At 58.5% G+C, this 23,531-nt stretch carries 21 protein-coding genes and 3 tRNA genes; 20 read left to right on the top strand and 4 right to left on the bottom strand.

Annotated elements, in window-relative coordinates; genetic code table 11:
* Nucleotides 1-45: 45 nt before the first annotated feature.
* Together AC1DCP_RS08205 and AC1DCP_RS08200 are read right to left on the bottom strand one after the other, a co-directional pair.
* Complete coding sequence (locus AC1DCP_RS08205) at nt 46-1,299, bottom strand: cytochrome P450 (RefSeq protein WP_065688228.1); 1,254 nt, start codon at nt 1,297-1,299, stop codon at nt 46-48.
* An 85-nt stretch (nt 1,300-1,384) separates the two neighbouring features.
* Nucleotides 1,385-2,632, bottom strand: coding sequence for a GGDEF domain-containing protein (locus tag AC1DCP_RS08200; RefSeq protein ID WP_476774215.1), 1,248 nt, complete (start codon nt 2,630-2,632; stop codon nt 1,385-1,387).
* Between the two features lie 455 nt (nt 2,633-3,087).
* On the opposite strand from AC1DCP_RS08200, the gene clpP reads away from it, so the two are divergent.
* From clpP to AC1DCP_RS08175, 5 genes are all read left to right on the top strand, one after another.
* Nucleotides 3,088-3,720, top strand: coding sequence for an ATP-dependent Clp endopeptidase proteolytic subunit ClpP (gene clpP, locus AC1DCP_RS08195; RefSeq protein WP_003496491.1), 633 nt, complete (start codon nt 3,088-3,090; stop codon nt 3,718-3,720).
* 291 nt (nt 3,721-4,011) lie between these two features.
* Nucleotides 4,012-5,289: an ATP-dependent Clp protease ATP-binding subunit ClpX gene (gene clpX / locus AC1DCP_RS08190; RefSeq protein ID WP_476774214.1), complete on the top strand. Its 1,278-nt coding sequence runs from the start codon at nt 4,012-4,014 to the stop codon at nt 5,287-5,289.
* Between the two features lie 412 nt (nt 5,290-5,701).
* Nucleotides 5,702-8,119: an endopeptidase La gene (gene lon, locus AC1DCP_RS08185; protein WP_003512645.1), complete on the top strand. Its 2,418-nt coding sequence runs from the start codon at nt 5,702-5,704 to the stop codon at nt 8,117-8,119.
* A 288-nt stretch (nt 8,120-8,407) separates the two neighbouring features.
* Nucleotides 8,408-8,683 carry a DNA-binding protein HupB gene (hupB, locus tag AC1DCP_RS08180; protein ID WP_003496481.1) on the top strand — a complete coding sequence of 92 codons (276 nt, stop codon included), beginning with the start codon at nt 8,408-8,410 and terminating at the stop codon, nt 8,681-8,683.
* Between the two features lie 358 nt (nt 8,684-9,041).
* Entirely contained in the window at nt 9,042-11,240 is a 2,199-nt protein-coding gene (locus AC1DCP_RS08175) for an esterase-like activity of phytase family protein (protein ID WP_476774213.1), read from the top strand.
* 208 nt (nt 11,241-11,448) lie between these two features.
* Here AC1DCP_RS08175 and AC1DCP_RS08170 read toward each other — a convergent pair whose 3' ends face one another.
* Both AC1DCP_RS08170 and AC1DCP_RS08165 read right to left on the bottom strand, forming a co-directional pair.
* Complete coding sequence (locus AC1DCP_RS08170) at nt 11,449-11,589, bottom strand: hypothetical protein (protein ID WP_003512649.1); 141 nt, start codon at nt 11,587-11,589, stop codon at nt 11,449-11,451.
* 311 nt (nt 11,590-11,900) lie between these two features.
* Nucleotides 11,901-11,976, bottom strand: a tRNA-Val gene (locus AC1DCP_RS08165).
* Between the two features lie 226 nt (nt 11,977-12,202).
* Here AC1DCP_RS08165 and AC1DCP_RS08160 point away from each other — a divergent pair.
* From AC1DCP_RS08160 to AC1DCP_RS08090, 15 genes are all read left to right on the top strand, one after another.
* On the top strand, nt 12,203-12,334 hold the full coding sequence (locus AC1DCP_RS08160; protein ID WP_003512651.1) for a hypothetical protein: 132 nt from the start codon (nt 12,203-12,205) through the stop codon (nt 12,332-12,334).
* 89 nt (nt 12,335-12,423) lie between these two features.
* Nucleotides 12,424-12,500: transfer RNA gene (locus AC1DCP_RS08155), tRNA-Asp, on the top strand.
* A 42-nt stretch (nt 12,501-12,542) separates the two neighbouring features.
* Nucleotides 12,543-12,619 (top strand) — tRNA-Asp (locus AC1DCP_RS08150).
* Between the two features lie 435 nt (nt 12,620-13,054).
* Entirely contained in the window at nt 13,055-13,420 is a 366-nt protein-coding gene (locus tag AC1DCP_RS08145; protein WP_003512653.1) for an NADH-quinone oxidoreductase subunit A, read from the top strand.
* Nucleotides 13,411-13,995: a NuoB/complex I 20 kDa subunit family protein gene (locus tag AC1DCP_RS08140; protein ID WP_003512655.1), complete on the top strand. Its 585-nt coding sequence runs from the start codon at nt 13,411-13,413 to the stop codon at nt 13,993-13,995. Before AC1DCP_RS08145 ends, AC1DCP_RS08140 begins: the two co-directional genes overlap by 10 nt.
* Nucleotides 13,996-14,016: 21 nt before the next feature.
* On the top strand, nt 14,017-14,619 hold the full coding sequence (locus AC1DCP_RS08135) for an NADH-quinone oxidoreductase subunit C (protein ID WP_003512657.1): 603 nt from the start codon (nt 14,017-14,019) through the stop codon (nt 14,617-14,619).
* Entirely contained in the window at nt 14,616-15,044 is a 429-nt protein-coding gene (locus AC1DCP_RS08130; protein WP_003512658.1) for a GFA family protein, read from the top strand. The genes AC1DCP_RS08135 and AC1DCP_RS08130 overlap by 4 nt, the downstream gene beginning before the upstream one ends.
* 1 nt (nt 15,045) lies before the next feature.
* Nucleotides 15,046-16,236, top strand: a complete 1,191-nt coding sequence (locus AC1DCP_RS08125; protein WP_003512668.1) for an NADH-quinone oxidoreductase subunit D — start codon at nt 15,046-15,048, stop codon at nt 16,234-16,236.
* Nucleotides 16,236-16,496, top strand: a complete 261-nt coding sequence (locus AC1DCP_RS08120) for a hypothetical protein (RefSeq protein WP_025593255.1) — start codon at nt 16,236-16,238, stop codon at nt 16,494-16,496. The genes AC1DCP_RS08125 and AC1DCP_RS08120 overlap by 1 nt, the downstream gene beginning before the upstream one ends.
* A 16-nt stretch (nt 16,497-16,512) precedes the next feature.
* The gene (locus AC1DCP_RS08115; RefSeq protein WP_025593256.1) at nt 16,513-17,622 is read left to right on the top strand and encodes an NADH-quinone oxidoreductase subunit E; all 1,110 of its coding nucleotides are present in this window, start codon (nt 16,513-16,515) and stop codon (nt 17,620-17,622) included.
* Nucleotides 17,623-17,632: 10 nt separating this feature from the next.
* The gene (gene nuoF, locus AC1DCP_RS08110; RefSeq protein ID WP_003512673.1) at nt 17,633-18,937 is read left to right on the top strand and encodes an NADH-quinone oxidoreductase subunit NuoF; all 1,305 of its coding nucleotides are present in this window, start codon (nt 17,633-17,635) and stop codon (nt 18,935-18,937) included.
* A 156-nt stretch (nt 18,938-19,093) separates the two neighbouring features.
* Complete coding sequence (gene nuoG, locus AC1DCP_RS08105; protein WP_112152848.1) at nt 19,094-21,175, top strand: NADH-quinone oxidoreductase subunit NuoG; 2,082 nt, start codon at nt 19,094-19,096, stop codon at nt 21,173-21,175.
* A 12-nt stretch (nt 21,176-21,187) separates the two neighbouring features.
* Nucleotides 21,188-22,234: an NADH-quinone oxidoreductase subunit NuoH gene (gene nuoH / locus AC1DCP_RS08100; RefSeq protein ID WP_013635951.1), complete on the top strand. Its 1,047-nt coding sequence runs from the start codon at nt 21,188-21,190 to the stop codon at nt 22,232-22,234.
* A 36-nt stretch (nt 22,235-22,270) separates the two neighbouring features.
* Complete coding sequence (gene nuoI, locus AC1DCP_RS08095; protein WP_003512679.1) at nt 22,271-22,762, top strand: NADH-quinone oxidoreductase subunit NuoI; 492 nt, start codon at nt 22,271-22,273, stop codon at nt 22,760-22,762.
* 141 nt (nt 22,763-22,903) lie between these two features.
* Nucleotides 22,904-23,518 carry an NADH-quinone oxidoreductase subunit J gene (locus AC1DCP_RS08090; protein ID WP_003512680.1) on the top strand — a complete coding sequence of 205 codons (615 nt, stop codon included), beginning with the start codon at nt 22,904-22,906 and terminating at the stop codon, nt 23,516-23,518.
* Nucleotides 23,519-23,531: the final 13 nt, after the last annotated feature.

Raw genomic sequence — 23,531 nt, 5'->3', positions numbered from 1 at the left:
TCTATTGGTCCATCGCCGGGATAAAGGTTGTTCCCGGCGTGGCTGTCACCAGCTGAGATCGAGCCGTTCCAGACCATGGAAGTGATAGACGTCCTTGACCTTGGGTGGCTCGGCAATCTTCAGGCCCGGCAGTCGCTTGAAAAGCAGAGGCAAGGCTAGGTTCAGCTCCAGCCTTGCCAGCGGCGCGCCAATGCAGAAATGGATGCCGGCGCCGAAGGAGACGTTGGCGCCTTCGTTTCGGTCCGGCCTGAATGCCAGGGGATCGGAAAACTTGGCCGGATCGAGATTGGCGGCCGCCAGAATGAGGCTGACCTTATCGCCGCGTTTGAATTCCACGCCGTCGATCTCGACCGGCTCCAGAACCCAGCGCTGGAAAATATGGACGGGCGCGCAGATACGCAGCGTTTCTTCCACCGTGCGTTCGGTTGCCGTCTCGTCGTGGAAAAGTGTGTCGGGCGAGATGCCGCTTTCCAGAATGATGCGCACGGAATTGCCGATCTGGTGCACTGTCGCCTCGTGCCCGGCGTTCAACAGAACAATGGTAGTCGAGATCAGCTCGTCGTCGGTCAGATACTGGCCCTTGTGCTCCGTATGGATCATGTGGCTCAGCAGATCGTCTTTCGGCTCCGCCCGGCGCTCCGCGATCACACTGCGCACATAGTCTGAAAACTCATGTGCTGCCCTGTCGGCCAGAAGCTCGTCCTCGGGCGTGCGCTTGAACATGTACATGCCGACATAGGCATGTGACCATTTCAGAAGCTGCGGCCCCATTTCCTCGGGAATGCCGATCATGCGCGCGATCATCGTGACGGGGATGATGTCGGCATAGGAGGAAAGCAGCTCCGTCTTGCCGTTTCCCTCAAAGGCGTCGATCAGCCGGTTGGCGAGTTCCTCGATTTCCGGCTTCATCTTGTCGACATGCCGCGACACGAAGGCGCGGTTGATGAGGGTGCGCAGCCGTGTGTGCTCCGGCGGCTCCAGCTCCAGAAGCGAGTGCTGCTCTGCGGCGTCGAAATGCTTCACATGCTCGAGCGGCTCTGCCAGACCGATCTCCTCGCGGCTCGCAACATGCAGGATCTGCCGTCCGAACCGGCGGTCGCGCAGGAGGGCGCTGACATGGTCGTATTCGGTGAAAAACCACTGCCGCTGCTCTTCCCAATAGAAAGTGGGACATTGGGCATGCAGGGCAGCATAGACCGGGTTCGGATCGTTGTAGAAAGCCGGATTGCGGGCATCGAGTGAAACACGACGCGTGGCGGGATCGATTTTGAGAAAGGGAAATGTCGCTGTCATGTCCATGGTTTATTCCGCGCGCCGCACTTTGGGAAGGGCGTGAAAATACCGTTCCGTGTGTTTATCCGCATGTCACTGTGTGGTTACTTTGTCACCGGTTGGCKATGGCCGCTATCCGGTTCAGCGCCGCAACCTGCCGGTTGGCATTGTTGTCCATCGGGTTTTCGTTCCGGTCCGGGGAGGGGACGACAACATTGGCTGAATTGAGGTGGATCACGGTGCGGTTGCGGCCGGCCTTCTTGGCCGCGTAAAGCGCGCGGTCGGCCTCCGTCATCATCACGCTCAGGTCCGCATCCTTGATCATGGCTTCGGATATGCCGACGCTGGTCGTGACCTCGATGTTTTCGCCGCGTGCGCTGATCTTCGAAAGGCGCAGGTTGCTGCGGATGGCTTCCGCAAGCGTCACGGTGCTGGAGGGGCTTTCCACTTCGGCGACGAGCGCGAATTCTTCTCCGCCCATCCTGACGAACAGGCCGCGCTCACCGATGACCCGCTGCGCCATATTGCAAAAATGCACAAGCACCGCGTCTCCCGACTGATGGCCGTATTTGTCGTTGATCTTCTTGAAATGGTCGATGTCGAACAGCGCCAGCGCCACGTAACGGCTGGAGCCGGGCGACCTTTTCTTGATGTGTTCGAACTCTTCAAGCAGCCCTCGCCGGTTGAGGACGCCGGTCAGGTGGTCGGTCATGGCCAGCCGGTGCAGGCGGGTTTCCGTGTCTTCCATGATGATCTTGGCACTCATCATGACGATGATGGTAAAGCCGAGAATGCCTGAAAAGGCGAGCGCTGCCGTCAGCGGAATGGCGTTGGGGGCGGCGGCGTTGACGGGAATGACGATGGACGCCACGAGCGCCCCGCAAAATGCCTGCACGATGAAGGTGGCCGCCAGCACCTTGCGGCTGAATGACGCGCGTGCCTTGCTGGCCAGAAGAATGCCGGCCAGCATGAAATAACCGGTGGCGGCACAGATGTGATAGAGGAGGATGCGCGGGACCATGTTTTCGCGTACGGGGCCGATCAGCATGCCCGCCACCCATAACAGCGGCGGAATGGCGATCCAGCCGGCGGTCTTGCGCTGTTCGAAGGACAGGAGACCGGCGAGCCAGAAACTGAAGGCCGAAAGGGCAAGCGTATTGCCGACTTCGATCGACAGGAAGTTGGGAATATCGCCGCGCAGCGCCACCATCACCGTGCCGGCGCTCGTTGCGGCAAAACCGGCGGCGAAATAGATATTGTGCCGGCGGGCAGGGCGGTGCAGCCACAGGGTTCCCAGCAGCAGGGCAAGGGTCAGCGTTTCCGACGCCCAAAGCAGCATGCCCGTCTTTGCATCCAGCATTGCAAAATCCTATCTGCGCTATCATGCCGTAAAAGCGGTTCGCTGCACGATGTGCGCAATGCCCGCCGAATTGGTGGAGATGCCATTTCGCCTCAAAAGAGGCTCCCGCCCCCTTACGGGAAACCGGAAATTCGCGGTCGTAGTATCAGCCGCAAATACCTAACGAGTTCTTGCCAGTGAGAAGTTATATCTGGGCAACACACCGGTTTTTGCGTTTGCGGTTTGCTCCTGTTAAAAAATAATGCGGGCGACAGAGAATGGTCCGGTTGGCATCGGCTTGTCCATAGCCGTTACCCCGCGGGTGGAAAACGCCCGTAAACGCTGTTGAGCCGTTAAGGATATGCGGCTTCGTGTCTTGAAGTACCGGGCAGGGACACTCTATGTAGGGAGAACGAAGGTTAGAAGTGATTCCGGAGCGGTTTTCCGCGAAGGGCAGAGTTTGACAAAGGACGGACATGAAAAATCCAGTTGATACCGCCATGGCTCTGGTGCCGATGGTCGTAGAGCAGACCAATCGCGGCGAACGCTCCTATGACATATTTTCCCGTCTTCTCAAGGAACGCATCATTTTCCTCACCGGACCGGTGGAAGACCAGATGGCCTCGCTCGTCTGCGCGCAGCTGCTTTTCCTCGAGGCTGAAAACCCGAAGAAGGAAATCGCGCTCTACATCAATTCGCCGGGTGGCGTCGTGACCGCCGGCATGGCGATCTACGATACGATGCAGTTCATCCGTCCTGCCGTTTCGACGCTTTGCGTCGGCCAGGCCGCATCCATGGGCTCGCTGCTTCTGGCTGCTGGCGAAAAGGGAATGCGTTTCGCAACTCCGAACGCCCGCATCATGGTGCATCAGCCCTCCGGCGGCTTCCAGGGGCAGGCTTCGGATATCGAGCGTCACGCCCGCGACATCATCAAAATGAAGCGTCGCCTTAATGAAGTCTACGTGAAGCACACCGGCCGTACGCTGGAAGAGGTTGAAAAAACCCTTGATCGCGACCACTTCATGGATGCCGACGAGGCCAAGGACTGGGGTGTGATCGACAAGATCCTCACCTCGCGCCAGGAAATGGAAGGCGCCGCCGCGAATTAAGGCGCGACGCTTTTTGACGGTTGTTTAACCCCGCAAAGTAATTTCGGGGCTTTCAACCGCAACAGAAAGCGATATTAGTATATATAAAGGCTGTGTTGAATTTTTATGACGTGGCCTTTGGTTTGATGGGGAATTCGTTGCAGCCGGTTGTCAGCTCATGTATCTGATACCGGTTAGTACCCCGGGAAACGAGGCGGATACGGCGATGCACCCAAGGGCGGCCGTATCGGCGGGCGGTAAGTTGACCGCGATCCGTTTGGCGGACCTGCGGCGTGCTGGAAGGAAAGTGATATGAGCAAAGTCAGCGGCAGCAACGGCGGCGACTCTAAGAATACACTCTATTGTTCATTCTGCGGCAAGAGCCAGCACGAAGTCCGGAAACTCATTGCCGGACCGACGGTATTCATCTGCGATGAATGCGTCGAATTGTGCATGGACATCATCCGCGAGGAGAACAAGACGTCGATGGTGAAGTCGCGCGAGGGTGTTCCCACCCCGCAGGACATCATCAAGATCCTCGACGAATACGTCATCGGCCAGAAGCAGGCGAAAAAGATCCTGTCGGTGGCCGTTCACAACCATTACAAGCGCCTCGCGCACGCCTCCAAGAATGGCGATGTCGAGCTTGCGAAGTCGAACATCATGCTCGTCGGTCCGACGGGTTGCGGCAAGACCTATCTTGCCCAGACGCTCGCCCGCATCATCGACGTTCCCTTCACAATGGCGGACGCAACAACGCTGACCGAAGCCGGTTATGTCGGCGAGGACGTCGAAAACATCATCCTGAAGCTGTTGCAGGCTGCGGATTACAATGTCGAGCGCGCCCAGCGCGGCATCGTCTATATCGATGAAGTCGACAAGATTTCCCGCAAGTCGGACAACCCGTCCATCACGCGTGACGTGTCGGGCGAGGGCGTTCAGCAGGCGCTTCTGAAGATCATGGAAGGCACGGTCGCTTCCGTTCCGCCGCAGGGCGGCCGCAAGCATCCGCAGCAGGAATTCCTGCAGGTGGATACGACCAACATCCTGTTCATCTGCGGCGGCGCGTTTGCCGGCCTGGACAAGATCATCTCGGCCAGGGGCGAAAAGACCTCGATTGGCTTCGGTGCGACCGTCAAGGCGGAAGACGATCGCCGCGTTGGCGAGGTGCTTCGCGAACTGGAGCCGGAAGATCTGGTGAAATTCGGTCTTATTCCGGAATTCATCGGCCGTCTGCCGGTTCTGGCTACGCTGGAGGACCTTGACGAGGATGCGCTGATCCAGATCCTGTCCGAGCCGAAGAACGCGCTGGTCAAGCAGTATCAGCGTCTGTTCGAGATGGAGGATGTGGAACTGACCTTCTACGAGGACGCGTTGCGCGAGATTGCCCGCCGGGCGATTACCCGCAAGACGGGTGCCCGCGGTCTGCGCTCGATCATGGAAAAAATCCTTCTGGATACCATGTTCGAACTGCCGACGCTGGAAGGCGTGCGCGAAGTGGTGATCTCCAACGATGTCGTCAGCGGCATTGCTCGCCCGCTCTACATCTATGCGGATCGTCAGGAAGAAAAGGCCAATGTTTCGGCTTGATTGACCGATCCGACGCTTTGATGAATTCAAAAGGCCCGCACTCGTGCGGGCCTTTTCTGTTGTGGCAGGTGCGAAACTTGCCGCTAACTTGGAGTAACCCGATTTTGCGTTTGGAGCGGATTGCGCTTTGCTGATAAAGTCTTAAAACTGATTTGCATCGCGATATGACGGAAATGTGAATTACCGTCGGCGACCCGGTTCCTGATCCTGTGGGATAACCGGAAATGTCGGGAGTAATAGCCGGCGCTGTATTTGTTTGAATTTTACGGCCGTGCCGTTGCGCGGGGTCGTCTCTTCCGGTGACTTGAAATCGGCGTTCCGAAACTCCACTTTCAGTCTCGAGAAATGAATATGCCGGACGCCCCAAGACGTCAGGCAAAGTGTCCTGAAAGGGACCATGAAAGGAAATGATATGACGAACATCACGTCTGCGGCATCCGGCGGTATCTATCCGGTACTTCCCCTGCGCGACATTGTCGTTTTCCCGCATATGATCGTTCCCCTGTTCGTCGGGCGGGAAAAATCCATTCGCGCTCTCGAAGAGGTCATGGGCTCGGACAAGCAGATCATGCTTGTTACCCAGATCAACGCCAGCGATGACGATCCGTCCCCGGAAGCCATCCACAAGGTCGGCACGGTCGCTAACGTCCTCCAGCTGCTGAAGCTGCCCGACGGCACCGTGAAGGTGCTTGTGGAAGGCAAGGGCCGCGCCCAGATCGAGGCCTATACCGACCGCGAGGATTTCTACGAAGCGTCTGCGACGCCGCTGCAGGAGCCTGCGGAAGACCCGGTTGAGATCGAGGCGCTGTCGCGTTCCGTCGTTTCGGAGTTCGAGAGCTATGTGAAGCTCAACAAGAAGATTTCGCCCGAGGTTGTCGGCGCTGCCGGCCAGATCGACGATTATTCGAAGCTGGCCGACACGGTTGCTTCGCACCTGTCGATCAAGATCACCGAAAAGCAGGAAATGTTGGAAACCGTCAGCGTGAAGCAGCGGCTTGAAAAAGCGCTCGGCTTCATGGAAGGCGAAATTTCCGTGCTTCAGGTCGAGAAGCGTATCCGCTCGCGCGTCAAGCGCCAGATGGAGAAGACGCAGCGCGAATATTATCTGAACGAACAGATGAAGGCGATCCAGAAGGAGCTCGGCGACGGCGAGGATGGCCGTGACGAGATGGCCGAACTGGAAGAGCGCATTGCCAAGACCAAGCTTTCCAAGGAGGCCAAGGATAAGGCCGAGGCGGAAATGAAGAAGCTTCGCCAGATGAGCCCGATGTCTGCGGAAGCGACTGTCGTGCGCAACTATCTGGACTGGCTGCTCAGCCTGCCCTGGGGCAAGAAGTCGAAGGTCAAGGTTGATCTCAACAGCGCCGAGGCGGTCCTCGATCAGGATCATTTCGGTCTGGACAAGGTCAAGGAACGCATCGTTGAATATCTGGCCGTGCAGGCTCGCGCTTCGAAGATCCGTGGCCCGATCCTGTGCCTCGTCGGTCCTCCCGGCGTCGGCAAGACTTCGCTCGCCAAGTCGATAGCCAAGGCGACCGGCCGCGAATATGTGCGTATGGCGCTGGGTGGTGTGCGTGATGAGGCGGAAATCCGCGGTCACCGCCGTACCTATATCGGCTCCATGCCGGGCAAGATCGTTCAGTCGATGAAGAAGGCCAAGAAGTCCAATCCGCTCTTCCTGCTCGACGAGATCGACAAGATGGGCATGGATTTCCGTGGCGATCCGTCTTCCGCACTGCTGGAGGTGCTCGATCCGGAACAGAACTCCACCTTCATGGACCACTATCTTGAAGTGGAATACGACCTGTCCGACGTGATGTTCGTGACCACGGCCAACACGCTGAACATTCCAGGTCCCCTGATGGACCGTATGGAGGTGATCCGCATCGCCGGTTACACGGAGGACGAAAAGCGCGAAATCGCCAAGCGTCATCTGCTGCCGAAGGCGATCAAGGAACATGCCCTGCGTCCGGAAGAGTTCTCGGTCAGCGATGACGCTCTGATGATCGTGATCCAGCAGTACACCCGCGAGGCGGGCGTGCGCAGCTTCGAGCGCGAGTTGATGAAGCTTGCCCGAAAGGCCGTGACCGAGATCATCAAGGGCAAGGTCAAGTCCGTGGAAGTCACCGCAGCCAATGTCCCGGATTATCTGGGCGTTCCGCGGTTCCGCCACGGCGAAGCCGAGCGTGAGGATCAGGTTGGTGTCGTCACCGGTCTGGCATGGACGGAAGTCGGCGGTGAGTTACTCACCATCGAAGGCGTGATGATGCCGGGCAAGGGCCGCATGACGGTCACCGGCAACCTCAAGGAAGTGATGAAGGAATCCATTTCGGCAGCGGCATCTTATGTCCGCTCGCGCGCCGTGGACTTCGGCATCGAACCGCCGCGTTTCGACAAGAGCGACATCCACGTTCACGTTCCGGAAGGGGCTACCCCGAAGGACGGACCGTCTGCCGGTGTTGCCATGGCAACCGCCATCGTCTCCATCATGACCGGTATCCCGGTCTCCAAGGATGTGGCGATGACGGGTGAGATCACGCTTCGTGGTCGCGTGCTGCCGATCGGCGGCCTGAAGGAAAAGCTGCTTGCGGCGCTTCGCGGCGGCATCAAGAAGGTGCTCATCCCGGAAGAAAACGCCAAGGACCTGGCGGATATTCCTGACAATGTGAAGAACGAGATGGAGATCATCCCGGTTTCTCGCATGGGTGAGGTCATCAAGCACGCGCTGCTTCGCATGCCCGAGCCAATCGAGTGGGACGGTAGCATCGAAACGCCTGTTATCGCAACTGTCGACGGTGTCGACGAGGGCGGACAGACGATCGCACATTGATTGCCACGTCGTTGTGAAAGCCAGAATCGGTTTTCGCGACACCTGTGCATAGATTCAATGTGTTAGATGCCGAAAGGCGCGATGCTTCTTTGATGCTCGCAGAACTGGTGCGAAATTGGCACGTTTAAGGGAAAGGCCGGCAGAAATGTCGGCCTTTTTTGTGAAAAACCCCGCAGACCCCTTGTTTTTCAGGCGATTCCAGCGCTTTTGAGTTGCTGCGCGCGGATACAGACGTATTCTGCGCCGGCTTAATTTGAGTCGTTTCAAACCATTGAAAGGGGTGGAAACATGAACAAGAACGAGCTCGTCTCTGCTGTTGCCGAAAAGGCTGGTCTCACGAAGGCAGATGCTGCTTCCGCTGTTGATGCCGTATTCGAAACCGTACAGAACGAACTGAAGAGCGGTGGCGACATCCGTCTCGCTGGCTTCGGCAGCTTCTCCGTAAGCCGTCGTGAAGCCTCCAAGGGTCGTAACCCTTCCACGGGTGCTGAAGTCGATATCCCGGCTCGCAACGTACCGAAGTTTTCCGCAGGCAAGGGCCTGAAGGACGCCGTCAACTCGTAAGGTTTCCGAAAGGCCGTGACGTCCGGCGGCGGGCGGGCGGCTTTTCAGGTTCACGAGGAAACATGTTTTGACGCCCTGACGCCATCATGCCGGCACGTAAACCGGGCGGCTTTTCGAATTGCTTTTTCGGATGGCCCTTTTTTCGAACCGGCAAGATGTACTTGAAAGTAGGAGAGCGCGCCTGTGTAGCCTCCATCCGGTCACACGGCGCTCTGATACGCGGAATGTGCGCACGAACAGGAAAGCCCGGCCTTCATGGTCGGGCTTTTTGATTCCTCCGACAGGAAATGTCATGCCGCTGTCATGTCTCTGACGCAGAAGCCATAGGGTGTTTTTTTGGATCCAAGGGGGATTTATAATGGCGTTCCGACTTTCTCAGATGGCTTTGACTGCTGCTCTGCTCACGTCCGCGGCCTTTCCGGCTGCTGCCGAGCCGGTTTTCAACCGCATCGCATCTTTCCCGGTCGTAAAGAACCTGCCAGCGGACAAGGACGCGAAGGCCGTCACTTCAGCTGAAATCGTGACCGCCAGCGAAGATGGCAAGACGCTGGTCTATTCGGACAGCCCGCTTGGCGGCATTGGTTTCGTTGACATCACCGACGCGAAGGCACCCAAGGCTGGCGGCGCGTTGCTGCTGGAAGGCGAACCGACCTCGGTTGCCGTTGCTGGCGCCAAGGTTCTGGCCGGTGTCAACACGTCCGAAAACCGCGCCAAGCCGTCCGGCAAGCTGGTGACGGTCGATATCGCCACCAAGAAGATTGAAGCGAGCTGCGATCTCGGCGGCCAGCCAGATTCTGTCGCAATTTCCCCGGACAAGACCTTCGCCGCCATCGCGATCGAAAACGAACGCGATGAAGAGGTGAACGAAGGCGCCCTGCCACAGATGCCCGCCGGTTATCTGGTGACGGTCGGTCTGAAGAACGGTGTTGCTGACTGCGCGACGCTGAAGAAGATCGACGTGACCGGCCTTGCCGAAATCTCCCCGGAAGATCCGGAGCCGGAATTCGTCTCGATCAATGCCAATGGCGAGATCGCGCTCACGCTGCAGGAAAACAACCACATCGTCATCATCGACGGCAAGACCGGTACGGTAAAGACGCATTTCTCCGCTGGCACGGTTGATCTGGAAGGCGTCGACACGAAGACGGACGGCCAGATCAAATTCACCGACAAGCAGGAAGGCCGCAAGCGTGAGCCAGATGCCGTGAAGTGGCTGGACAATGACCGAATCGTCATCGCCAATGAGGGTGACTGGCAGGGCGGCGCGCACGGCTTCACCATTTTCGACAAGACCGGCAAGCTTCTTTATGAAGCCGGTGCCACCCTTGAGCACGCTGCCGCCAGCATCGGCCACTATCCGGAAAAGCGTTCCAAGGCCAAGGGCATCGAGCCGGAAGGTCTGGAGGCGGCAACCTTCGATGGCCAGAAGTACTTCTTCGTTCTTGCCGAGCGCGCGTCTCTCGCTGCTGTCTACAAGGATACGGGCGGCACACCGGAACTGGTCCAGCTTCTGCCCTCGGGCATTTCGCCCGAAGGCGCCGTCGCCATTCCGTCGCGCAATCTTCTCGTCACTGCCAACGAAGCCGATCTCGTCGAAGATGGCGGCGCTCGCTCGCATGTCATGATCTATGAACGCGCAGAAGGCCAGATTGCCTACCCGCAGCTCGCGTCCGCCACCGTTGACGGCGCACCGATCGGCTGGGGCGCGCTCTCCGGTCTGGTGGGCGATGCTGAAAAGCCTGGCATCCTCTATGCCGTGTCCGACTCGGTCTATGGCAACCAGCCGTCGATCTACACCATCGACGCAACGAAGAAGCCCGCCACCATAACCAGCGCCCTGCGCATCAAGCGCGACGGTATCGCAGCCCAGAAACTCGACATCGAAGGCATTACGCTTGACGGTAAGGGCGGCTTCTGGCTGGCCTCGGAAGGTGACAGTGCCAAGCTCGTGCCCCACGCACTCTACAATGTCAGCGCCAAGGGCGAGATCAAGGCTGAGATCGCTCTGCCGAAGGAACTGCTGGCTGGCGAAACCCGCTTCGGTTTCGAAGGCGTGACCATGATCGGCAAGGGCGACAACGCGACGCTGTGGATGGCCGTACAGCGCGAGTGGGGCACGGACGAGAAGGGTGTCGTCAAACTCGTCTCCTACAATCCGAAGTCCAAGGAATGGGGCGCCGTGCGTTACCCGCTCGACAAGACCGAGGCAGGCTGGGTCGGCCTTTCTGAAATCGCCGCACAGGGCGACTATGTCTATATCGTCGAGCGCGACAATCAGGTCGGTGACAAGGCAAAGATCAAGAAGCTTTACCGCGTCGCGATCGCTGACCTGAAGCCGGGCAAGATCGGTGGCGAACTGCCGCTGGTGGCCAAGCAGGAAGCACATGATTTCCTGCCGGACCTCAAGGCCCAGACGAATGGCTATACCGTTGACAAGCTGGAAGGCTTCACCTTCGACAAGGCAGGAACGGCCTATGTCGTCACTGACAATGACGGCGTCGACGGATCTTCCGGCGAAACGCTGTTCTTTACCGTCGATCTAAAGGCGATCAACTGATCGGTCCGAATAGAATCGCAAATGAGAAAAGCCGGGCATAGCCCGGCTTTTTTGTGCGGCGGAAGAAACCCCGATCTGGGGAATGCCGATTCCCCACGATGAGTCGCATACCAGCCGTTAAAACCGGCATGGTCGCGTCGCTATCGCATAATCGAGGGTGTTATCCGGAGGACTTCCATGAATGTGCAGTGGACCAGATCGCTAGAGATCACCGCCCCATGGAATTCTTGCTTTTGGGAGTGCTGTCTTTTTCTGAGTCCTGCTGGACCCAGCGGAAAAAAATATAAACAGGCAGCGCAATAAGCGCGAGTGTTACAAACGCGTCGACCGACATGGTTTCATCCATCATTTATACCGTTCATCATGAAACGGCTCGAAAACAATGCATGAAATCTCTTTAAAAAGTCTGAATCTGCTTATTTTTCGGTATGTTGCGGGGTGGCACACCTATTGGAGCCGGCCTGTATGAATGTGGAACAGAAGTGCCGATCTGGCATAAACTCATGCCGGAAAAGCCGCTCCACCAGCCCAAGGGCGCGGCCGTCTACAGAATCGGGGGCAGGGCCCGTGATTCCCAATGCCGGAAGTTTACGGCGAAACGCACCGACATCCGAAAGAGCTTCGGCTTGTTAATGCGCACAATTTGAAGAAGCTGGAAAATGGTGGGCGATGAGAGACTCGAACTCCCGACATCCTCGGTGTAAACGAGGCGCTCTACCAACTGAGCTAATCGCCCTTCGCGTCTTGCAGACCGTGTCTGCCGCGTCGGTGGCCGTGATGTATTCGGATCGGAAAAAAACCGCAAGGGCTTTTGTGAAGTTTTTTTGTTTTTTTTCCGGACAGCTTTGCCCATTGGCAGGGGTGATCGGCAAAAAGCCGGGAACTGCGGGCTTTTCTATAAAAACAAAGCCCGACCGTTACCTTTGGCGGTATGCTGAAATCGCGTTACGGACGCCCCGGCTGTGGACAAGTTTTTTGTTTTTGTTGGGAAAAGCCCGGAAAACAAGGCATTCGCTGCAATGCCGGTCAAAGGCCTTTCAGTTTTTTCCGATCAAAATGAAGAAGCTTATTCTTTTGTCGTGAAACCTGCTTGACACCCCCGCACGAACGCCGTAGTTAGCCGCTCAACGAACAGCCGAGGCTGGTTCGTACGGCGAGACTAAGGTCTTGTCGGTCAGGATAAGCGGGTGTAGCTCAGTTGGTTAGAGTGCCGGCCTGTCACGCCGGAGGTCGCGGGTTCGAGCCCCGTCACTCGCGCCATCCTGTTCCTCGGAAAAAAACGCAGACGAATGTCTGTGGAGCGCGGGTGTAGCTCAGTCGGTTAGAGTGCCGGCCTGTCACGCCGGAGGTCGCGGGTTCGAGCCCCGTCACTCGCGCCATTTCTTTCACCGAAATGACACTCCCAAACGAAGCAAGCAGGCATCGTCCTGCCATATCGGCAATGGCGATTTCAGCGCCTGTTTCCGACATTCGCGAGCGCGGTTTTTCCTGCTGTTTTTAGTCAAGTTTCGATATCGAGAGATCGTCACTTCGCTGCCATTTTGACGTAAAATTCGTGTGACTTTTTTGCGGTTGCGTCGTTCAATCGATTATTATTGTATTTGAGGGGCTTAGCCCGGAATTGTGGCCCAAATTTGCGTCAATTCCGGCAATATTGTTGCCAATCAATGCGGCAGGTGTCTTGAAATGGTGCCTAAACTCTTGCAGAGAGAGCGCGGCTGCGCTAACCACTTTGGCGTTGCAACATATTTGTGCGCCTTTAGACTTTCAGTCGCAAAGGCAGGTCCGGCACCCGGCCGGACAGGGAAGAGACCATGACTGAACTCCTCAGTTCCTATATTCCGATCGCAATCTTTATCGGTATCGCTCTTGTCATTGGCCTGGCGCTTCTCATCGCGCCTTTCGCTGTCGCTTATAAGGCGCCGGACCCGGAAAAGCTCTCCGCTTTCGAGTGCGGTTTCAATGCCTTCGACGACGCCCGCATGAAGTTCGATATCCGGTTTTATCTGGTGTCCATTCTCTTCATCATCTTCGACCTGGAAGTCGCCTTCCTGTTCCCCTGGGCTGTGTCCTTCGGTGATATGGGCTGGTTCGGTTTCTGGTCTATGATGGTGTTCCTCGCCGTTCTCACCATCGGCTTTATCTATGAGTGGAAGAAGGGAGCGCTGGAATGGGCATGAGCCAGAACAACAGCACGCTCGTTGCACCGCAGCCGAAGGGGATCATCGATCCCGCGACCGGCAAGCCTGTCGGCAGCAACGATGCCTACTTCACGGAAATCAACGACGAGCTGGCCGACAAGGGCTTTCTCGTCACCTCGACCGACGAGCTGATCACCTGGGCGCGTACCGGCTCCCTGATGTGGATGCAGTTCGGTCTTGCCTGCTGCGCCGTCGAGGGTCTCATGCAGGCTTCCGGCCCGCGTTACGACATGGAGCGCTTCGGTGTCGCCCCGCGCGCCTCGCCGCGCCAGTCGGACGTGATGATCGTCGCGGGAACGCTGACCAACAAGATGGCGCCGGCACTGCGCAAGGTCTATGACCAGATGCCTGAGCCACGTTACGTCATCTCCATGGGCTCCTGCGCCAATGGCGGCGGCTATTACCATTATTCCTACGCCGTCGTGCGCGGCTGCGACCGAGTCGTGCCGGTGGATATCTACGTTCCGGGCTGTCCCCCCACGGCGGAGGCGCTGCTTTACGGCGTGCTTCTGCTGCAGAAGAAGATCCGGCGTACCGGTACCATCGAGCGCTAAGGGCAAAGGACGGATTAAGGAATGAGCGAAGCTCTAAACGATCTTGCTGCTTACGTTAAGGAAGCGCGTGGTTCCCTCGTGGTTTCGGCCGATATCGCCTATGGCGAGCTGACGCTGAACACGACGACGGAAAGCGTTATCGCGCTTTTGACGTTCCTGCGTGACGATGTGCAGTGCGGTTTCGTCAACATCATCGATATTTGCGGCGTCGACTGGCCGCAGCGCGAGAAGCGTTTCGACGTCGTCTATCACCTCTTGTCGCCGCGCCAGAATCTGCGCGTGCGCATCAAGCTGCAGGTGGCGGAAGACGAGGGCGTTCCCTCGGCAACCTCCGTTTACATGGGTGCAGACTGGTTCGAGCGCGAAGCCTGGGATATGTACGGCATTCCTTTCGAAGGCCATGCGGATCTTCGCCGAATCCTCACCGATTACGGTTTCGAAGGTCATCCGCTGCGCAAGGATTTTCCGGTTACCGGCTTTGTGGAAGTACGCTACGATGACGTTCTGAAGCGGGTTCTCTATGAACCGGTCGAACTGAAGCAGGAATTCCGCAATTTCGATTTCCTCTCTCCCTGGGAGGGGACTGACTATGTTCTCCCGGGTGACGAAAAGGCCAAGCAATGAGCGAAGCCCCCGCGACAGAGCACGGACAATGTCTTTGCGGCGCCGTTGGCTTCAATGCCAGCATCGGCGCCCGCGAATTCGGCGTTTGCCATTGCTCGATGTGCCGCCGCTGGTCCGGCGGGACATTTCTGGCTGTCGAATGCGCTGACGTCGCCATCGAGAACGAGGAACATTTCGGTGTTTATACCTCGTCGGAATGGGGCGAGCGCTGCTTCTGCAGGAATTGCGGCAGCACGCTGATGTGGCGCTCCAAGGATGGCAAGCATTTTGCCGTCTCGTTGCAGGCTTTCGACAACCCTTCCAGTTTCCATTTTGCGTCGCAGATTTTCACGGATGAGAAGCCTTCGAGCTATTCTTTCGCGCAAACCACGCAGAACATGACCGGCCCCGAATTCATCGCCATGATCACCTCGGCGGAGCACTAGAATGACTGAGCATAACGTCCGCAATTTCACGATCAACTTCGGTCCGGAACACCCTTCCGCGCACGGCGTGCTGCGCCTGGTTCTGGAACTGGACGGCGAAATCGTCGAACGCGTCGATCCGCATATCGGTCTTCTGCATCGCGGCACCGAAAAGCTGATCGAGACCAAGACCTACCTTCAGGCGGTGCCTTATTTCGACCGTCTCGACTACGTCGCGCCGATGAACCAGGAACACGCTTTCGCGCTCGCCGTCGAAAAGCTTCTGGGTCTCGAAATCCCGATGCGCGGCCAGTTGATCCGCGTGCTTTATTCGGAAATCGGCCGCATCCTGTCGCACATCATGAACGTGACGACTCAGGCCATGGACGTCGGCGCAATGACGCCGCCTGTCTGGGGCTTCGAGGAACGTGAAAAGCTGATGGTGTTCTACGAGCGCGCCTGTGGCGCCCGCATGCACTCGGCCTATGTCCGTCCGGGCGGCGTACATCAGGATCTGCCGCCGGAACTGGTCGAAGATATCGGCAAATGGTGCGATCCCTTCATTACCGTTCTCGACAATATCGAAGGCCTGTTGACCGACAACCGCATCTACAAGCAGCGTAACGTCGATATCGGCGTCGTCTCGCTTGAAGATGCCTTTGCCTGGGGTTTCACGGGCGTCATGGTGCGCGGTTCGGGTGCTGCCTGGGATTTGCGTCGCGCGCAGCCTTACGAGTGCTATTCCGATCTGGAGTTCGATATCCCCGTCGGCAAGAACGGCGACTGCTATGACCGTTACCTGATCCGCATGCAGGAAATGCGCGAATCGGTGAAGATCATGAAGCAGTGCGTCGATCTTCTCTCCGGCAAGCACCGCATCGGCCCGGTCTCCTCGCTGGATGGCAAGGTGGTTCCGCCCAAGCGCGGCGAGATGAAGCGTTCGATGGAAGCTCTTATCCATCACTTCAAGCTCTATACCGAAGGCTATCACGTTCCCGCCGGCGAAGTTTACGCCGCCGTCGAAGCGCCGAAGGGCGAGTTCGGCGTCTACGTGGTCGCCGATGGTTCGAACAAGCCCTACCGCTGCAAGATCCGCGCGCCGGGTTATGCACATTTGCAGGCGATGGATTTCCTGTGCAAGGGCCATCAGCTTGCCGACGTTACAGCCGTGCTCGGCTCCCTCGACATCGTGTTCGGGGAGGTCGACCGCTGATGCGTCTGCCGCTGGCCATCTTGGCTTTTCTTGCTGCGATGTCGACCTCCGTTCTCGCCCAGACGGCGACGGACGAGGGGGGCGTATCGCTATCAAGCAGCGGTGGTTCCACCATCAAGCAGCTTCTGTCATCGGGATACGAGATCAAGGCCTCGGTTCCCAATGGCAGCAAGTTCATCGTGTTCATGCAGAAAGACAAGGCGGCTTATGCCTGCGAATTCGTCACGGTGGCGAGATCGCGTTGTGAGACGTTAAACTGAAAAGGCGTGAGGAAGTATGTCCGTTCGTCGACTAGCCGAAGATCAGTTCCAGCCCGTGGCATTTGCCTTTAACGCGGATAATACCGCATGGGCGGAAAAGACGATCCAGAAATATCCGGAGGGACGCCAGCAATCGGCGGTTATCCCGCTGCTTATGCGTGCGCAGGAGCAGGACGGCTGGGTTACCCGCGCCGCCATCGAAAAAATCGCCGACATGCTGGATATGGCCTATATCCGCGTCATGGAAGTAGCGACCTTCTACACCCAGTTCCAGCTGAAGCCGGTCGGCACACGCGCCCATGTTCAGGTTTGCGGCACAACGCCCTGCATGCTGCGCGGCTCCGAAGCGCTGATGGATGTCTGCCGCAAGAAGATCCACCATGATCCGCTGCACACCAACGAGAGCGGCACGCTGTCCTGGGAAGAAGTGGAATGTCAGGGCGCCTGCGTCAACGCGCCGATGGTCATCATCTTCAAGGATGCCTATGAGGATCTGACGCCCGAGCGCCTGGAAGAGATCATCGACACGTTCGAGGCAGGCAAGGGCGACACGGTCAAGACCGGCCCCCAGATCGACCGTCACCAGTCGGTGCCCGTTGGCGGCCTGACGACGCTGACGGAAGAGATCAAGCCAGATCGCTCCAATCTCGACAAGCCTGCGGAAGCTCCGGCGGAAGCAGCCCCCGTTCTTCCTTCGAATGCCGCCAAGCCGAAGACTGACGCACCGGAAACCGATCCGAAGCTGAAGACGCCTGCGAACGAGCCCAAGGCTTCTGCGGAAAACGCAAAGGCAGGGGAACAGCAATCGGCAGGCAAGGAAGCGACAGCATCCAGACCGTCGCTTGAGTCAGCCGACCGTCCGGCAGGCATTGAAAAGCCCGCTGCGCCCGATGACCTGAAACTCATTTCAGGCGTCGGCCCGAAGATCGAAGGCACGCTTAACGAGCTCGGTATCTTTACCTATGCGCAGATTGCCGGCTGGAAGAAGGCCGAGTGCGACTGGGTGGATGGTTATTTGAATTTCAAGGGCCGCATCGAACGCGATGAGTGGATCAAGCAGGCCGAGGCGCTCGCCAAGGGTGGCGAAGCCGAGTATATCAGGGTCTTCGGCAAGAAGCCGCGGTAAAGGGTGAAGCATGTTAAAAGATCAGGATCGCATCTTTACCAATCTCTACGGCCTCAAGGACAAGTCCCTGAAGGGCGTGAGGGCGCGCGGCCACTGGGATGGCACCAAGCAGATCATCGAAAAGGGTCGTGACTGGATCATCAATGAGATGAAGGCTTCCGGCCTTCGCGGTCGCGGCGGCGCAGGCTTCCCGACGGGTCTCAAGTGGTCCTTCATGCCCAAGGAAAGCGACGGCCGTCCGCATTATCTCGTGGTCAACGCCGACGAATCCGAGCCCGGCACCTGCAAGGACCGCGAAATCCTGCGCAACGATCCGCATACGCTGATCGAAGGCTGCGTGATCGCCGGTTTCGCCATGGGTGCGCACACCGCCTATATCTACGTGCGCGGCGAATATATGCGCGAACGTGAGGCGCTTCAGGCCGCCATCGACGAATGTTACGATGCCGGCCTGCTCGGCAAGAACAACAAGAACGGCTGGGATTTCGACATCTACGTCCATCACGGCGCAGGTGCCTATATCTGCGGCGAAGAGACGGCCCTGCTCGAAAGCCTCGAGGGCAAGAAGGGCCAGCCGCGCCTGAAGCCGCCGTTCCCGGCCAATATGGGTCTTTACGGTTGCCCAACGACCGTCAACAACGTCGAATCCATCGCCGTTGCTCCGACCATTCTGCGCCGAGGTGCGGCATGGTTCTCGTCTATCGGCCGTCCGAACAATGTCGGCACCAAGCTGTTCATGGTCTCCGGCCATGTCGAGCGTCCATGCACCTTCGAAGATGCGCTGGGCCTGTCCTTCCGTGAGCTGATCGAACACCATTGCGGTGGCATTCGTGGCGGCTGGGACAATCTGCTTGGCGTCATCCCCGGCGGCGCATCCTGCCCCATCGTGCGCGGTGAGGACATGAAGGACGCCATCATGGACTTCGACGGCATGCGCGAAGTGAAGTCGTCCTTCGGCACCGGCGGCATGATCGTCATGGACAAGTCCACCGACGTCATTAAGGCGATCGCCCGCATCGCGGCGTTCTTCAAGCATGAAAGCTGCGGCCAGTGCACGCCGTGCCGTGAAGGCACCGGCTGGATGTGGCGCGTGCTGGAACGCATGGTGAAGGGCAACGCGCAGAAGCGCGAAATCGACATGCTGTTCGAAGTGACGAAGCAGATTGAAGGGCACACCATCTGTGCGCTCGGCGACGCCGCCGCATGGCCGGTACAGGCGCTGATCCGCAATTTCCGTCCGGAAATCGAAAAGCGCATCGACCAATATACCTACAGGGCCATGGATGATGGCGCTGTTCTGGAAGCTGCCGAATAAGCTTTTCGCAGTTTGCATGCGGCGCGGGGATGATCCCGGCGCCGGAAAACCATGAAGCGCCTGACCGACGAGATGAAGTGTCGGGCGCGATTAAGGATTTGTTGCGGACCGTGTGAGAGACACGGGACGAACAGGCAACAGGACGTAAGTAGAACCATGGCAAAGCTCAAGGTTGACGGTAAAGAGATCGAGGTTCCGGATCATTTCACGCTGTTGCAGGCGTGCGAGGAGGCTGGTGCTGAAGTTCCGCGCTTTTGTTTTCATGAGCGCTTGTCGGTCGCGGGTAACTGCCGCATGTGTCTCATCGAGGTGAAGGGCGGACCGCCCAAGCCCGCCGCATCCTGCGCCATGGGCGTGCGCGACGTTCGCGGCGGCCCGAATGGCGAATTGCCTGAGGTTTTCACCAACACGCCGATGGTCAAGAAGGCCCGCGAAGGCGTGATGGAGTTCCTTCTCATCAACCACCCGCTCGATTGCCCGATCTGCGACCAGGGCGGCGAATGCGACCTGCAGGACCAGGCCATGGCCTTCGGTATCGCCGGTTCGCGTTACGCGGAAAACAAGCGTGCGGTTGAAGACAAATATATCGGCCCGCTCGTCAAGACGGTGATGAACCGCTGCATCCACTGCACCCGCTGCGTCCGTTTCACCACGGAAGTTGCCGGCATCGCCGAACTCGGCCTCATCGGCCGCGGCGAGGACGCTGAAATCACCACCTATCTCGAGCAGGCTATGACCTCCGAGCTTCAGGGCAACGTCGTCGATCTTTGCCCGGTCGGTGCGCTCACCTCCAAGCCCTTCGCTTTCACTGCCCGTCCGTGGGAACTGAACAAGACCGAAACCATCGACGTGATGGACGCTCTCGGTTCGGCAATCCGCGTCGATACCCGTGGCCGCGAAGTCATGCGCGTCATGCCGCGTGTCAACGAGGCGATCAACGAAGAGTGGATCTCCGACAAGAGCCGCTTCATCTGGGACGGCCTGAAGACGCAGCGTCTCGACCGCCCTTACGTCCGCAAGGATGGCCGCTTGCAGCCCGCAAGCTGGGGTGAAGCCTTCGGCGCTATCAAGCAGGCGGTTGCCGCAACCAGCGGCAGCAAGATCGGCGCGATTGCCGGTGACCTTGCTTCCGTCGAGGAAATGTTCGCGCTGAAGTCGCTTCTGGCGTCGCTCGGCTCGGCCAATGTCGATTGCCGTCAGGATGGCGCAGCGCTTGATCCGTCTTTGGGTCGCGCCAGCTACCTGTTCAATTCCACAATCGAAGGCATCGAGCACGCGGATGCGCTGCTGATCGTCGGCGCCAACCCGCGTTATGAAGCGGCCGTGCTCAATGCACGTATCCGCAAGCGCTGGCGTCGCGGTGGTTTCCCGATCGGCGTGATCGGCGAAGCCGGTGAGCTGCGCTACAATTATGAATATCTCGGCTCCGGCGCGGAAACGCTTTCCGATCTCGCCAATGGCTCTCACAGCTTCGTTGAGAAGCTGAAGTCCGCCAAGAACCCGCTGATCATCATCGGCCAGGGCGCTCTGGCACGCCCCGATGGTGCAGCCGTTCTCGCGGCCGCTGCGAAGCTTGCCGTTTCGGTTGGCGCAATCAGCGAAGAGTGGAACGGCTTCTCGGTGCTTCACACTGCCGCTGCCCGCGTCGGTGGTCTCGACATCGGCTTCGTGCCGGGCGAGGGCGGTGTTGCTGCTGCCGAAATGGTAACGTCCATGGACGTTCTCTTCCTGCTCGGCGCCGATGAAATCGACCTGTCGAACAAGGGCGCCAAGTTCACCGTCTACATCGGCAGCCACGGCGATCATGGCGCGATGAACGCCGACGTCATCCTTCCGGGTGCGGCCTATACCGAAAAATCCGGTATCTGGGTCAACACCGAAGGCCGCGTTCAGGTGGGCAACCGCGCCGGTTTCGCACCGGGCGAGGCCCGTGAAGACTGGGCGATCCTGCGTGCGCTTTCCGACGTGCTCGGCAAGAAGCTGCCGTTCGATTCGCTGTCGGCGCTGCGCGGCCAGCTTTATGTCGCGCATCCGCATCTGGCGGAAACCGATGAGATCGTTGCCGGCAACGGCGCGGATGTCGAGGCACTTGCCGCTCGCGCGGGCAGCCTCAAAAAGTCTGCGTTTGCCTCGCCGGTAAAAGACTTTTATTTGACGAACCCGATTGCGCGCGCATCCGCCGTCATGGCCGAGTGTTCCGCATTGGCCCGCAACAATTTCCAGGCTGCGGCAGAGTAAGGGTAGGGGATTATGGAATCGTTTTTCTGGAGCTACGTCTGGCCCGCGCTGATCATGGTCGGCCAGTCCCTGCTGCTTCTCGTTTGCCTTCTGGTGGCCATCGCCTTCCTTCTGCTTGCCGACCGTAAGGTCTGGGCAGCCGTGCAGTTGCGCCGTGGTCCCAACGTCGTCGGCCCCTTTGGTCTGTTCCAGTCCTTCGCCGACCTTTTGAAATTCATCCTGAAGGAGCCCGTCATTCCCGCGGGCGCCAACAAGGCGGTCTTCCTTCTGGCGCCGCTGGTTGCCGTAACGCTGGCGCTCGCCACCTACGCGGTCATCCCCTTTGCCGATGGCTGGGTCGTTGCCAATATCAATGTCGGCATTCTCTACATTTTCGCGATTTCCTCGCTTGAAGTGTACGGCATCATCATGGGCGGCTGGGCTTCGAACTCGAAGTACCCGTTCCTCGGCGCGCTTCGTTCGGCGGCGCAGATGGTGTCCTACGAAGTGTCGATCGGCCTCGTCATCGTCACCGTGCTTCTGTGCGTCGGCTCGCTCAACCTCACGGATATCGTTCTGGCGCAGCGTACCGGCCTCGGCACAATGATAGGTCTGCCGGCCTCGTTCCTCGACTGGCACTGGCTGTCGCTGTTCCCGATGTTCATCGTGTTCTTCATCTCGGGCCTTGCCGAAACCAACCGTCCGCCCTTCGACCTTCCGGAAGCGGAATCGGAACTGGTGGCCGGTCACATGGTCGAATATGGCTCGACGCCTTACATGATGTTCATGCTCGGCGAATATGCTGCGATCGTTCTGATCTGCTGCCTGACGACGATCCTGTTCCTTGGTGGCTGGCTGCCGATCGTGGATGTGTGGTTCCTGAACTGGATTCCGGGCATTGTCTGGTTCGCGCTCAAGGGCTGCATGGTTTTCTTCATGATCGCTCTGGTGAAGGCCTTCGTTCCGCGTTACCGCTATGACCAGCTCATGCGCCTTGGCTGGAAGGTGTTCCTGCCGCTGTCGCTCGCCATGGTCGTTATTGTTGCATTCGTATTGAAGCTGACGGGGTGGGCCGGTTGATGTCCGTACGCCTCGCTCAGAAATCTGGAGTTTGAGATGGCCAGCCTTTCCCAAGCCGTCAATTCACTGTTCCTCAAGGAGTTCGTCGGTGCGATCTTCCTGACGATGCGCCACTTCTTCAAGCAGAAGGCCACGGTGAATTATCCTTTCGAAAAGGGCCCGGTGTCTCCGCGCTTCCGCGGCGAGCATGCGCTGCGCCGTTATCCGAACGGTGAAGAGCGCTGCATCGCCTGCAAGCTGTGTGAGGCGATCTGTCCCGCTCAGGCGATCACCATCGAAGCCGGTCCGCGCCGCAATGACGGCACCCGCCGCACGGTGCGTTACGACATCGACATGGTGAAGTGCATCTATTGCGGTTTCTGCCAGGAAGCCTGCCCGGTGGATGCCATCGTCGAAGGCCCGAACTTCGAATTCGCGACGGAAACCCGCGAGGAGCTTTATTTCGACAAGCAAAGGCTTCTCGACAATGGCGACCGCTGGGAGCGTGAAATTGCGCGCAACCTCGCACTGGATGCGCCTTACCGTTAAGGCGCAACCGTCTTTCCGGGGGAGACCCCGGGAAGCGAAGAAAGAGTAAAAGAGCCTGCACGGTTATCGCCGGCGGGGACGAAACGGGTAGAGCGCGCGATTGCGCGGTCTTTGCCCGGATGAGGACAAGAAGGCACCAACATGGGTCTGCACGCTGTATTCTTTTATATATTCGCTTTCGTCGCCGTGGCGTCTGCGTTCATGGTCATCGCATCGAAGAACCCTGTTCATTCGGTGCTGTTTCTGATTTTGACCTTCTTCAACGCAGCCGCGCTGTTCCTGCTGACGGGGGCCGAATTCCTCGCCATGATCCTGCTCGTCGTTTATGTCGGTGCGGTGGCGGTGCTCTTCCTCTTCGTCGTCATGATGCTGGATGTGGATTTTGCGGAGCTGCGCTCCGGCGTGCTGCAATATGCGCCGATCGGTGCGCTGATCGGTATCATCCTCGCGGCTGAACTGATCGTCGTGGTCGGCGGCAGCGTGCTCAACCCGCAGGCGGCCAAATCGATTACCATGCCGATCCCGTCACCGGCCGTGCGCACCAATACGGCCGCGCTGGGCGACGTGCTCTATACCAATTACGTCTACTTCTTCCAGCTTGCCGGTCTCGTGCTGCTGGTGGCCATGATCGGCGCCATCGTGCTGACGCTGCGTCACCGCACCGACATCAAGCGGCAGAACATATCCACGCAGGTCGGACGTGACCCGAAGACCGCCGTCACCACGGTCAAGGTCAAGCCGGGCCAGGGCATCTGAAGGCGCGAACGGA

The sequence above is a fragment of the Agrobacterium sp. 10T429 genome (genome assembly GCF_056393925.1).
This window is presented reverse-complemented; position numbering and strand designations above follow the sequence as displayed.